Annotated in this window: 9 protein-coding genes and 1 pseudogene; 4 read left to right on the top strand and 6 right to left on the bottom strand. The window is 38.0% G+C overall.

Annotated elements, in window-relative coordinates:
• Window positions 1–227: 227 nt before the first annotated feature.
• A complete protein-coding gene (locus HWQ43_RS15340; RefSeq protein ID WP_292735169.1) occupies window positions 228–2,639 on the bottom strand; it encodes an FAD-dependent oxidoreductase in 2,412 nt (803 codons plus the stop codon).
• A 571-nt stretch (window positions 2,640–3,210) separates the two neighbouring features.
• Here HWQ43_RS15340 and HWQ43_RS15335 point away from each other — a divergent pair.
• A complete protein-coding gene (locus HWQ43_RS15335; protein WP_292735166.1) occupies window positions 3,211–3,579 on the top strand; it encodes a hypothetical protein in 369 nt (122 codons plus the stop codon).
• A gap of 219 nt (window positions 3,580–3,798) precedes the next feature.
• Here HWQ43_RS15335 and HWQ43_RS15330 read toward each other — a convergent pair.
• Window positions 3,799–5,263 (bottom strand): annotated as a pseudogene (locus tag HWQ43_RS15330) (ISLre2 family transposase).
• Between the two features lie 115 nt (window positions 5,264–5,378).
• On the bottom strand, window positions 5,379–5,726 hold the full coding sequence (locus HWQ43_RS15325; RefSeq protein WP_292735162.1) for a hypothetical protein: 348 nt from the start codon (window positions 5,724–5,726) through the stop codon (window positions 5,379–5,381).
• Between the two features lie 175 nt (window positions 5,727–5,901).
• Here HWQ43_RS15325 and HWQ43_RS15320 point away from each other — a divergent pair, with 175 nt between their 5' ends.
• Entirely contained in the window at window positions 5,902–7,548 is a 1,647-nt protein-coding gene (locus tag HWQ43_RS15320) for a mechanosensitive ion channel domain-containing protein (protein WP_292735159.1), read from the top strand.
• 31 nt (window positions 7,549–7,579) lie between these two features.
• On the opposite strand, the gene HWQ43_RS15315 is transcribed toward HWQ43_RS15320, so the two are convergent.
• The gene (locus tag HWQ43_RS15315) at window positions 7,580–7,873 is read right to left on the bottom strand and encodes a hypothetical protein (protein ID WP_292735157.1); all 294 of its coding nucleotides are present in this window, start codon (window positions 7,871–7,873) and stop codon (window positions 7,580–7,582) included.
• Window positions 7,874–8,183: 310 nt separating this feature from the next.
• Window positions 8,184–9,479 (bottom strand): S41 family peptidase, encoded by a 1,296-nt coding sequence (locus HWQ43_RS15310; RefSeq protein ID WP_292735154.1) that lies wholly within the window; start codon window positions 9,477–9,479, stop codon window positions 8,184–8,186.
• A gap of 691 nt (window positions 9,480–10,170) precedes the next feature.
• Between HWQ43_RS15310 and HWQ43_RS15305 the strand changes: the two genes are divergently transcribed.
• On the top strand, window positions 10,171–10,827 hold the full coding sequence (locus HWQ43_RS15305; RefSeq protein WP_292735151.1) for a hypothetical protein: 657 nt from the start codon (window positions 10,171–10,173) through the stop codon (window positions 10,825–10,827).
• 67 nt (window positions 10,828–10,894) lie between these two features.
• On the opposite strand, the gene HWQ43_RS15300 is transcribed toward HWQ43_RS15305, so the two are convergent.
• Window positions 10,895–11,827, bottom strand: coding sequence for a GIY-YIG nuclease family protein (locus HWQ43_RS15300; RefSeq protein WP_292735148.1), 933 nt, complete (start codon window positions 11,825–11,827; stop codon window positions 10,895–10,897).
• Window positions 11,828–12,001: 174 nt separating this feature from the next.
• Between HWQ43_RS15300 and dinB the strand changes: the two genes are divergently transcribed.
• Window positions 12,002–12,871: a DNA polymerase IV gene (gene dinB, locus HWQ43_RS15295; protein WP_292735145.1), complete on the top strand. Its 870-nt coding sequence runs from the start codon at window positions 12,002–12,004 to the stop codon at window positions 12,869–12,871.
• The last annotated feature ends 26 nt before the right edge of the window (window positions 12,872–12,897 follow it).

The raw sequence follows: 12,897 nt of genomic DNA, 5'->3' as shown, positions 1-12,897 counted from the left end.
GCGCTAACGACCAACGCATCCTCTCAGTCTGCAAGCAAACATAGGACACCAAGCCTAAAACAGATTCCGTCGCTTCCCGAAGAGTGTCAAACAAAAGAGAGTTGTTTGTTCCCTTGTTCACCTCTGTCTGCTAGAAAAGCGCAGAATACACTAAAATTTACTCATTTAGGCGGTAATTTTTCGGTTTTTAACTCAAATACTGCTGTAAAACAGTTTCTTTCGGGCTGCTAGAAAAAATCTTTCTTAGTATTGTAGAAATTGCTAGAATTGGCTACCTGATATTCCTCTTGAAGGGTTGAAAAGTCATGATGGCTCAAAACAATAGCAATGGCAATATCCCTCATACTTTGCGATTTTTCCAGTCTTTCTCCCAAATAAATCTGCCAATAAATTTCCACATCACTTTGAAGAACTGGCTTCTCAATTTCTGTAACAACACCATTCTGCTTTGGATGAATCGAGGAAGCGCTGTACTTCCACTCATTTCTATCCTTGAGAAAGATATCAGGCGAATCACCAATCTGTAATTGGAGATGTAACTCGTTTAGACGTAGCCCCTGATATATGTAAAACATTCTTGATACAAGCGCTTCCGGGGGGCGTGCAGCTACTTCCATTAGGATTGCTTCTTCGCTAAGAGAAGGTAGTAATAAATCAATATTGAGTACACTATTTTTAGGGTAATCGTGTTCTAAACTTTCTAACACATCACTTGAAAACTGCCAGAGTTTCTGAAATTCTGGTTCTTCTTCTCTAACAATAATATTGCCGATTTGATGACCATAAATGAATTCATCATTAGGTCGATACTGCTTGCAAGCAGCGAAATAACAAGGCTGACCGTTTTTTATAACAACACTTGTATTGTATAACTGACCTCTAATGAATTCATTCATCTCAAATTCTGAATCTGAATCTACATTGCTTTCACACCAAGCTTTCAAATCATCAACAGTATAGATTCTTCTACTTTTTTCACTTCCGACTCCGATAACTGGTTTGATCAAAATGTGATTACCTAGTTCTTCTAGAACAAACTTTAAGTATGAAATCGGCTCTTTACGGTATTGTTCTTGAGCAAAAATCAGATACTTAGGCATCCGAATAAGGGAATTTTTGAGGGCAGATTTGAGGTAACTCTTATCAGTAAACTGCTGGATCATCGTTGGGCGATCGCCTGGCAGATTTAGAGCTTCACGCAACTGTGCAGTTAACAGTACTGAATACTCATCGTTGGTGACAATCCGGCAGTTATCATCTAATAGTTTATAGTCAGTCTTAATCTGTTGATAGGTTTGGAACAGATTTTGTAAATTATAAGGTTCCACAATCTGCACAATATCCAAGTATTGATACTGGGAGGGTACAACCTCACTGAGTCCTCGCCTACTACAGAGTAAAACTAGATTTCTATTATCTGAGCAGATATGTCTAAAATCAGTTTTGCTCAGAAACATATCATGTAGCACAAAGACAGTCTGCTTATTGCTATCTATCTTACTACTATGCAAAGCAACTGGATTTGCCTCTTCGCAGAGCATTTGTTGTACTAAGTGGACAATTTCTTGTGAACATCCCCATGACAACGTTACGCCTGACCCTCCATGTCCATAATTATAAAATATGTGTGTGTTTAAAACTCTTTCTACACAAACATTTTCCGATGTTAATGGTCGTAGACCAGTCCTAACAGGCTCCTTCTCATCTAAGGGGAGTTCTTTTAATTCCGGTAGAAACTCTAAACAACCATCATACATCTGTCGAATAATTGGAACCTCAAGAGATAAGTCTGCACCCCATTGGTCTTGCTGTGTTAATCCTCCTAAGACCACCAAATCATCCCCTTTAGGAACTATAAAAATGATATCTTGCTCATTTAAAGAAGATTCTTCATGGGAAATGCAATGAGCATCCTTCACAACTTCCCCTAGATTTTTAACCCTGACAAGTGCGCCCCTCACAGGATACATGGAACTATCCCCTGTAGTTGCTATTGAACCTAGCCCAGCACAATTAACAATTGCCCTTGCATTAAAACGGCTAAGTAGTTCCTGTTCGTTTTGAACTACATTGACAGTGATTTTCTCCTGGATAATCTCACATCCAATATCCTTTACATATTGAAGTAGCCAATTCATGTAAACATCGGTATTTGTCATCGGAGCCATGTGTTTATAAGCATCTTTTATACCTCCTTGAAAATTCAAATCAATCGTTTTTTTTACAATATGTAAACCTCTTTCAAATCCATCAACTTTATCCTTCAACTCATTCATTTTGCTTAGATCCGCAGGTCGATTTTCCAAAACATCCTTAAAATAGAAATACCCATCCCTCAAATAAATCCCTGTTTTTTCTGAACCAAACTCTGTGTGTATTTTCTTGAATTTATTATAGGTAGTCATACACCAGTCTTTAGAGCGCTCCAGCGATCTAGGAGATCCATGACGACCACAGACTGCTGGAGGCCATTCCCATAATGCACCTGCCACAATAGAGGTTAAATCTGGGGCAAAACGATCTGCAACAATCACAACATTAAAACCTGCCTCTCTCAGACATATAGCAGTTGTTAGACCACTGACTCCTGCTCCAATTACTAAAATGTTCGTATCATTTTTCGGTAATGGGTTGTTCATTAAAGGTTATCTCGATTTTTTGTACTACAAAATAAATGCATTCTCTTGCACATTACTAATATTAATTTGGTCGCTTTTGGGCTGACGCAGCGTTAAGGAATTCTTAGCATTTGACATTTGCTGCTACAAAAATTATTTATCAATAGTTTTCGATTAAAAACTAGGTATAAGCAGTATTAATAATTCCGAAAATGAGTGACTATTTTTGAGTACTAGCTCAATGATGGATGAGCTACCTACTGGTTAGCCTTTAAGAGACTCGATAAGACTACGAACTTGTAAATTTATTACTTACAGTATGTCTGGAAAGTAAGACAGTCTCCCAATACACCACTGATCACTCCAATCGCCTATATCAGCACCGCTTTCGCCAATAAAAGAGAACATCAAACATCAATTGGGGAAGCGATTAACTACGAAGAATAGAGCAAAAGAGAGAGGAGTTCGACTTCAACCTTCGACTAGCTTGAATCAACACATTGCACACTGAGTATGTAAAAGTAAAAGGCGAAATATTGTTATTGGCAGCCAAGGTGGAGCGAGGCTGTTAAAACCAGATTAAACTAAGAGTATGAAAATTGGTATTTTCGGGCAGATGACAGTTAATAATGGATTGATTCTTACGCTCTTTATTCTGATTATAACCCTGCTAGCTCTTGGCTATGGTTTTGGTGTAAAAGCTCGACGTTTACCCTTTACGGCAGAAATTGGGTTTAACCAGCAGCAATGGCAATTTCTGAAATGGTGGGTCAAGTTAGCCTCCTTTGCTGGAGTTTTGTTACCGATGTGCTTGTTAGCTCTGGACTATAAACAACCATCTTCATGGGTATTCTGGGGGAGCTATCTGTTGATAGTCGCAGTACAACTCATCTCTGAAAGTGTTTTTAGTCGCTTCCTAGTGCGAAGTCTGGGAGCAATGCGGTTTTGTCAGATTCGGTAAACAAGGTGCGATCGCAAAAATCAAAGCTAAGTAGAAAGTAACTTTATTTACTAAATATATGCTGATAGGCACGAGAATTCATCTTGATGAGATATCTCAAAAAGATTACTAGCAAGTCATTTGACGATTGTTAACAAAAATATCTACAATTAGGCTTTTATACTTAGTGTTAATTCAACCAAATAATAAGTTGAGAGTAAAAATAAAGTATAAAATTTATCAAGCAGTTTCTAGTTTGATAAAGGAATTAAAGATGGAAGCACAAAAATTATCCCAACTTTTAGCTATCCATTGACAACGCAGATGTAACATAACTTCTGCATTTTCTTTCAACCAAAATTTACTATTACCCTTGATTCTTAAATTTACAACTTGGCGGATTAAACAATCAAAAAGCGCCACTGCCAATAGGGAGTTTTTTATTTATTGCTTTATCGTAATTTAAACGCCCTTTACGATAAGCATCTAAAATATAATTCCGCTTAACTACCATAATCTTACACCGCTCTCCAGTAGCTACAGCAATCAACTCATCCATCTGGCTAATTAAGGATTTAGCTTTACCTTTTTTTAAACTCTTTCTAACTTTTACAAACCATTCTTTCAACTGTACTTCTTCATTAAAAGCTGCGTCTGCAAATACTTTTATATTTTCCGTAACATGATAAAAATCGAATAACTGATAAGTTTCGACTGGGCATCCTAATCTTGTCAAAAGTGGGGGAATATGTATCCAGATCCACTCCGCTCCATCCCCGATTAATAATACTTGTTTTGCTTGACTAATTCCCAAGTCAACTAAATCCGCTTCTAAAATTTCCAAAAGCGCTTTATATCCTTCATAAGTGCCATCATTCGTAATAGGAATTTCAGAACTATTTATTTTTTTACCTTGCTCATCAACAACATAAATTGTGAATAACTTTGGCTAAACCCATTTGCCAATAAACCCGTTTCGCTTGGTTTTGGAGTTTTTTCTCCCCTTTTTATTAATTCGGATTCTACTGCGACCACCATCTACGGCAATGACAACTCTTTGACCTTTAAGAATATTACCTTCAGCTAAATTCCCTAATTGGCGATTTAAGATTTTAGATTGACGTAAGTTGATCCCAATTTGACCAAATTTATATGTTAAACGTTCAATTCTTTTTAAACTAAGGTTAATTCCCCAACCCATCAAAGTTGTACAGGCGGCTTCAAATGAGCTAGTGATTGCGCCGTATTGGGCAACTGTTGCCCATACTAATGGGGTTAAGCCGGATGACATTCCCAACCACTTTAATAAGGGACAGAATCCTTGAATCGCTATTTTATTTGTGGACTTGTTTGTTGACTTTTTTCTTACCATATATGGTAACTTTAAAGTAACTAAAACGTTCCCAACTGTTAATATTTGCCGTTTTCTATAACCATGCTTTTGCATCTTACTATCCCACCAGCCTCTTGTTTGAATCATAGCTGTTTGATTGGCTGACTGAGATTGTGAAAGGTTATACAACAAAATAGCAATACATTGACCAGCTAAAATAAGTGCAATTTCTCTAATTTTTCCTTCTCTTTCTTCAAGAAGTTTCCCATTCCATTCAGTAATCTTCGTCAATTCTAAACATTTTGTTACCTCGGAAGAAAAATTTGATAATGATTTGCTCAAATCTAGAATTGCACATATATTTTTTTCCATTAAAGTAGATAATCCCTGTCTCGAAAATATTGCTCAAAGGGAATCCTAGCTTTTTTGGGGTCAAAAAAGAGAGTCTTGCAACTTGTGACTCAAACTCATCCTGACTTTTTAAGTGTTAATGCGACTTTATAAGTATAATTTTATTTGTATTACGGAGAAAATAATTTAGCGATCGCTTGTTTTTTAGCGGATCTGACAAAACCGCATAGCTCCCTTCATCATCTAAATCTATATCGACGTTAGATTCTGAAAGTATTTCCGAGATATCTGTATTTTCTAAGAACAGTTCGTACCACTCTTGAAAAGTTTCGGGACTAAATAGTTTTCTGGCTTCTTCAAATGAAATTTTCTCCCATCCAGCATCTGTAACTATTTCGTTACCAGTAGGAGCAATGAACAGATTTTCCTCTTCTACCATCCAAGGGAAGGGTGTATTGTGATTTTTTCTCTTTCGTTTACCCATTGAACTGTTATAGAGGATCACTCTTATTATCCTGTCTCCTATCCTACCTGACAAATTGAGTGTCTCTAGTCCATGAAAAGCGATGCTAATAGAAACCATTACAAAAATAATTTGATTTTGATAAAATCTAGTTAATATTAATTAGCGGAAGTAGAAATATTGGGTTAGAGTCTTTATGTTTGATTTTCATCGTTTGCGACTGCCATCAAAATATTTGAATATTCTCATTACAGTACTAACTTTTGTTTTATTTTTCTGGTTCACTCCTGTCGTTTCTCAAGCATTAACTAAAGCTCCAGTTATTTTGGATGGACAACAGCTTTTTCAGATCAGCGATTCTGGTCAGTATAGCGCTCAAGAACGGACAAATTTAATCAACTCACAACTAAAAAATGTGATTTCCGCTTCTGAGTCTATTCAAGTTAAAATTGAAAAACGCAACCAGCTACCTACTATTTTATTAAATGACCGCTATCTGTTAACAGTTACACAACAAGATACTTTACCAGGTAGTACACTCGATGAGCAGGCTAACATTTGGGCGCAGCAAATTGAAGGAGCGTTACAGGAAGCTCATTTAGAGCGAACTAAAACCTATCTTCAACAAACAACTTTTATAGCAGCAGCAATTTTACTCATAACTGTAGGATTTAGTTGGCTATTGGGATGGATTAAGCATCAATTTATCCGAGTAGCTTCACTTCGCTTAACTACTAGCAATACCATACCTAATTCGGAAACACTTAAAGTATTAGAATTATTTTTCAAATTAGTGTTGGCGAGTATGCGTATCGGACTTTGGATGAGTGCGATTCTTTATATCACTAATCTCTTTCCTTTCACTCGTCAATGGAGCTACCAAATTTCAAATATCCTGATTACCAGTTTCACCTCACCTATTCTGACGTTGGGAAAAAATCCTTATTCTCTTACTGAACTAATAGTTTTGGTTGGTTTGTTGTTTGCCTTAGTTATCTTTGCTGGAACGTTAACCAATTTTTTACGTTCTCGGATTATATCTTTTACTGTCATCAATCGTGGCGCTCAAGAAGCGATTATAATACTTTTAAAATATGGTCTAATTTTTATTGGCACACTGGTACTGCTACAAATCTGGGGGCTTGACATTAGCTCTTTGACAATTTTAGCAAGTGCTTTAAGCGTTGGAATTGGCTTTGGTTTACAGGATATTGCTAAGAATTTTGGCAGTGGTTTAGTACTAGTATTTGAGCGCCCGATTCAGGTTGGAGATTTTGTGGAAGTTGGGGAATATACAGGTATTGTCGAACGAATCGGTGCCAGAAGTACCGAGATTCGTACCCTTGACCACGTTTCAATTATTGTACCCAACTCTCGCTTCTTGGAAAAAGAAGTAATCAACTGGAGCCATCGCAACCCGATTTCTCGTCTTCATCTCCCCGTTGGCGTTGCCTATAGCTCAGATCCCAAAGCAGTGCAATCTGCTCTGTTAGAGGCTGCTTCTAAGCATCCCAATGTATTGCAGACTCCTTTGCCTCTAGTACTGTTTAAAGAGTTTGGCAACAATACCTTAAATTTTGAGTTATTAGTCTGGACTGCGGAACCTAATAAACAATTTTTGCTCAAAAGTGATTTATACTACATTATTTACGAAGTATTACAGCAACGAGAAATTGAAATTCCTCTTGCTCAGTTAGATTTACATCTGCGTTCTGGTAAGTTGGAATTTACACCAGAAATGCACTTAGCTTTAATACAGATGGTTGAACGATTATCAAATCAGGAGTCATACATAGATTCAACCAATGCAATTAAAAGGGGTACAGAGGGTATAGATGCATGAGCGCTCGTAATCTCGTAATCATGGGGGTCGTCTACCCACAAAAATCATCCACCCGAATATCCCGCCAGACATCAGAAACCTGCCAGCCGGAATTGCCCACCGATTGTACTGGAGGATTATCAAAAAATGGAATATAGTCAGGAGCTCTAGGCTCTGAAATCGCTACTGGTTTCTCCTCAACCTCAACCACAGGGGCTGGAGAATTGACAGTATTAGCTTCAAGAAGTTGCTCTTCTGCTTCTTCGATTAATTTCATCTGTTTCAGGGTAAGCTTGTCAGATTTTTTGATAATTTTCTTTGTATGTATCTCATTAGAAGTATTCATTGGCTGTTTCCTCGAAGGCATTGACTTAAAATTTGTCTGGGTAAAGTTGGGAGAAGATGAGTATTAATAATTTGCACAGAATAAACACTCTACTGCAAAAATCTGGAAAATACGAGTCCCTAATCGTAAGAATTTATCTTTTTCGATATAAATCTCTTTTTCGGGCAGATGCCTTAAAGCGATCGCAGTAAGATCATTGCCTAGAAGTCAAAATTCTTTTGCATTGTTGACACTTAAGCCCACGAATCAGTTACTTGAGGTTGAGCAGGGCGATCAACTTCGAGTATGTCTTCTCTAAAAGCACTTTAAGCTATTTATCTATTGGTGAGAGTTTTGCTTGTAACACAGTTTCTATGGCTGTTTGTATTTGAGGATCTACTCCTTGGGCATATTCTAGAGGAAATGGGATATTAATGTCTGGTATTACACCTTTACCTTCCAGCCTTTGATTGCCGTTAACAAATACATTCGTAACTGCAACATAAAGCAAGCTACCATCTCGCATTAAATAAGGACGACCTGCAAGTACGGCTCCTGCCGTTTGAGTTCCAATTACTGTGCCAATATTACTTTGTTGAAACCCAAATGCCAGAATTTCTTTACTACTACGACTGCCTGAGTTAACTAACATCACTACAGGTTTTTTCCATTGATAATTATAGGTATAACGGCGTTGGTTTCGTGGAATGTTAGTGATGCTGAGATTATGTTTAGCAGTAAAGATGTTGAGATAACTAACATCTCCTCCACCCCATCCATCTCTTAAATCTAAAACTAAACCGTCTGCATTTTTTAAGCGACCATAAATCAGTTCATCTTGAAGTTGTTGCTGGTAGGGGTCTGCTGCATTTGACCATATATGAATATAACCAACTTTCTTGCCATCTTGCTCAATTAGCTTAATACTGGCTGTCTGAGCTTGCAAGAACATCGTGCTAGGATCAAAAGTTTTTGGCACGACAGCAATTTCTTGCTGGCTGCTCGGTTCGGGCGATCGCTGTATCAACATTTTGACGGTTTGGCCTGCTTTTCCAGCAAAAGAGTGTATTGGATGATATGAATAACCATCAACGCTTAAAATTTGATCCCCTACCTTGAAGCCAGCTTTCGCAGCAGGGCTTTCATCAAGAATAGAGCTAATAAATGTTTTGCCATTGATATCTTTGGTAAACAAGCCAATATCAGTGTATTCAACTTTACCTTCAGGGAAGAACTTTTGTAATTGCTTATTTAAGTCAGAATTATGAGGGAAGAAAATCCCTAAAAGCTGATAGTAAGCAGGTTGATCTTGAGTATAAAACCGAGTATGAGAAGATTTGAGTTGAGAGAGCATTCGATTAAGGACAACAGCAATATCTTTATTTGAGTTAGCTTTTATTATCTGAGGTTGATATTGTTTTTTAATGGATTTCCAATCTACTCCATTAAAGTTAGGATCGTAAAAATTATCATTTATTTTTTGCCAAACTTGCTCAAAAACTTGAGTTTCTGATTTTGCAAATATTGGCAGAAGCGGCGAACTAACCCACACTATAAGCAAAATACAAACACTTAAAATAAATACTCTAGCTGAATGTTTTAAGAAAGTAAACTGGAGTCTTCTCATGTTATTGTGTCTCTTAAATCAGCAATGTTATCGACCGTTACACTGACATTCGGCTCTAAATTAGTAAACAGATCGATTGATAGTGTGGGATTACATAAGGTTGCCATACTTAGTTATCTCTTGAAGTACTTATCTTTATTTACACTGTTAAAAAGTAAAATTGGCACTATCATCATGTGTATTATTAAGGCAGATATATTAATAAATATACTTATGTTAATATCCACCAACAGATAGTTAATACCAAGTATGTAAGCTGCTAATATGCATTTAGGTCTCTCTGCTTTGAAACCTTCACCATTTAAAAATTCTTCATTTATTAACAACTGTTTTCGGTGAGCCATTGGACAAGTTGAATCACAACACCATTGGAGTCTGTGATTTAAAAGAACCTTTCAATCCAAGGTTCAGTCTTGGGAGGATTTGTAGGGGCTTATAGCTATGCTCAAAAACTCCTCTGCTGTCAAGGGCAAAGAGTTGTCTTAACTGAACCGTATTGCCCCCACGTCTATAATTGCTCCCTTAGTCGGGGATGGGAGCAATTATCCGGCGTGAAAGCATCAAAGATGTTTTAAGTAAATCGGTAGAGCGATTGAGCAAAGTTTCGTCAGTTTGATGGATGTCTCAAAGCGCTGAATCGGATAAAATTGTTGGTCAAGAAAACGTTTAATTTAAAATTCGTAAAGTATTGATGACACAAATACCAATCGTTCGCCAGATTCTATCGGATCCAGATACCGGATTGTTGTCATATCTTAGTCAACAACTTCAAACACCGAGCTTTTCACATTTTAAAAGCCAATTTGGTTTTTATGTAGATGAGTCTTGTACACAAGTTACCTCAAAGGACGATTCTTTAGAAACACAAACGATACTTTTGTTGACTCTGAAGTTATCAATTCTTGTGGATAGCCAAACTCCCTCGGATGAGGCGGCAGTACACGCTCTTGAGTTTCAAGAATTGCTAGATGCACAAATTATTGGATGGAGCCAAGACAACGAAAACTTGCTTCAACCAATCTCATCCATTAAAAGCACGTTCAGTCAGTTGTCAGATATCCCGTTCCACGGTGGCTATCTTCCAGGTTTTGAAATTAAAAGTCAGTTTACTATAGTTTACAGTCCTGTTACTACACAATTAAGCCAGTCAGAGGAGCCTCAATCTTTTTTACATAATCCAGGGGAACGTACTCCCATCAGTGGGCAGTACGAAGTAATTAATTCTGATGGAAAAGGCACAGGGTTAGAGGTAACATCAACTGCCGGAAATCCGTTTTCTCCAACGAGTGAATCTGACCAATCATATAGATTAGTTGACTCCACAAAGCACAAAAAGTCTAATAAATAGCAATTAGCGTTGCTTTGGCGATCGCACAGAAATATAGAACCTGGCTATTGCAGAGCATGAGTATAGGCTAGATAGCAACTTGAGATAAGCTAATGTTGTCCTTAAGAATGTCTATTTCGGCTGGAGAAAGTATTTTATCCTTCATTTGTTGTAGCTCATGTAGGGCAGCGTTAGCATCGATAGCGCCAAATTTGAAGTACTCAGTTAAACTACCAATGCGATAATTGTAATTATGATAGCGGTGTTTAAAATATAGTTCTACATTACCTGTGTGTGGCCAAGTTCCAAGTATTTGAATAGCAACAGTTTTATAAGGGATGGATAAATCCGTTTCTATTTCTGTCAATCGCTGTTGGATGGATCTGGTGGTAACTCCTATCTTGTGCAAAGTGCCAATGTTAGTTTGAATTTCTAAATAATACAGAGTACAAGATAAAATGCGTTGAAGTTGAGCGCGATAAAGTGTTAAGTCGGTGAGCCGATATGACTTATCTGGTGCATTTTTGTATAAGGCGTGTTTGGCTGCTAGCTCCAGTTTCAATAGCTTTTTGGGCAACAGAGGTTCTTGCACTTCATTGAATAAGGTGAATTCTAGCGCTCCTACAGGAATTTTTCCTAAGTTAGTAAATTCATAAGCCGGAGGGATTAGATACACGTTTTTGTGGAACATAAAGGCTTTGAGAAGCCCAGGAGTAACTAAACCAAGGCTGATAGGATAATTGATTGAGCCGTATTCTTTCCAAAGCAATTTTAACTGTGCTAAATCTTTACGCGATAGGTAAATATTGAAATTATCGTACAGTGGTAAAATTGGGAAATCACGGCTAGCTACAGGCAGACAGGTCGCTGAATAATGTGCAAAGTGATGTTGCTTAACCTTACCTTTCTTAGCAGTTAGCTTCCCGTAACAGTAAGGGCATAAAAGCTCAGTCTTACCACTACCAACATCTTCAACACAGACTAATTGTCCATCTGGAGCTACACTAAATTTGAGCCACATTGTCACGCTTACTCATTAACAGAAAAACCAATCGGGGCTGATACTAGAAAGTTCAAGCAAGCTTTAAATATTTGCAGATATACAAAATTTGGCTCAAACTAGTGCTAGTGTACTATAGGATTTCTAATTTAGGATTTAATTTGCTTGAAAATGGTGTGAAAAGCGAGACTGTTTGTGGTGGAGCTACCCTTGGGACAAGAATCTGTCGATAGAACCAGGAAAATAGTTCACGTTGATATGGATGCCTTTTATGCATCGGTGGAACAGAGGGACAACCCTAGCTACCGAGGCAAACCGTTAGTTGTCGGTGGCAGTCCGAATCAGCGAGGTGTGGTTGCAGCAGCCAGTTATGAAGCTAGAAAATTTGGCATTCACTCTGCAATGCCCTCAGTAACAGCTTTTGCAAAATGCCCTGGACTAATCTTTGTCAGACCGAGATTCGACGTTTACCGAGAGATTTCCGCAGCAATCCACGCTATCTTCAAACGCTACAGTGATTTAGTGGAAGGGGTTGCACTAGATGAAGCATACCTGGATGTGACTGAGAATAAGCAAAACATCACCTATGCTTCTACTATCGCAAGACACATCAAAACTGCGATTTTCCAGGAAACTCAGTTGACGGCAACTGCGGGTGTGTCAATTAACAAGTTCCTAGCAAAAATGGCATCAGGCCAAAATAAGCCGAATGGACTGACGGTGATTTTACCGGAGGATGCGATCGCTTTTGTAGAGCAACTACCGATTGAGAAGTTCCACGGTATTGGAGAGGTGACGGCGGCGAAGATGCACTCACTCAGCATTCATACTGGCGCAGATTTGAAAGTGCGGACTCTTTCTGAGTTAACACACCATTTTGGGAAAGCTGGTCATTATTACTACAAGATTGCCAGAGCAGAAGATGACCGCCCAGTTGAGGCGAATCGAGTTCGTAAGTCCATAGGTGCAGAAACCTCATTTGCACAGGACTTAAGCGATGTAGGTCAGATGTTACAAGAACCTATCCCACTAATACCGAAATATGGTAATCTACTTCTCGTATGAGAGGGGTGTATCTGTGTATGGCTGGG

Origin of the sequence: Nostoc sp. JL31 (genome assembly GCF_017114965.1) — a bacterium.
Lineage (GTDB): Bacteria > Cyanobacteriota > Cyanobacteriia > Cyanobacteriales > Nostocaceae > Nostoc > Nostoc punctiforme_A.
The sequence above is the reverse complement of the archived record's forward strand: the minus strand, read 5'-3'. Positions and strand labels throughout refer to the sequence as shown.

Bases quoted from the DNA above. Each gene is read 5' to 3' on its own strand.
- HWQ43_RS15340 (WP_292735169.1), bottom strand. From the start codon at position 2,639: ATGAACAACCCATTACCGAAAAATGATACGAACATTTTAGTAATTGGA.
- HWQ43_RS15335 (WP_292735166.1), top strand. From the start codon at position 3,211: ATGAAAATTGGTATTTTCGGGCAGATGACAGTTAATAATGGATTGATT.
- HWQ43_RS15325 (WP_292735162.1), bottom strand. From the start codon at position 5,726: ATGGGTAAACGAAAGAGAAAAAATCACAATACACCCTTCCCTTGGATG.
- HWQ43_RS15320 (WP_292735159.1), top strand. From the start codon at position 5,902: ATGTTTGATTTTCATCGTTTGCGACTGCCATCAAAATATTTGAATATT.
- HWQ43_RS15315 (WP_292735157.1), bottom strand. From the start codon at position 7,873: ATGAATACTTCTAATGAGATACATACAAAGAAAATTATCAAAAAATCT.
- HWQ43_RS15310 (WP_292735154.1), bottom strand. From the start codon at position 9,479: ATGAGAAGACTCCAGTTTACTTTCTTAAAACATTCAGCTAGAGTATTT.
- HWQ43_RS15305 (WP_292735151.1), top strand. From the start codon at position 10,171: ATGACACAAATACCAATCGTTCGCCAGATTCTATCGGATCCAGATACC.
- HWQ43_RS15300 (WP_292735148.1), bottom strand. From the start codon at position 11,827: ATGTGGCTCAAATTTAGTGTAGCTCCAGATGGACAATTAGTCTGTGTT.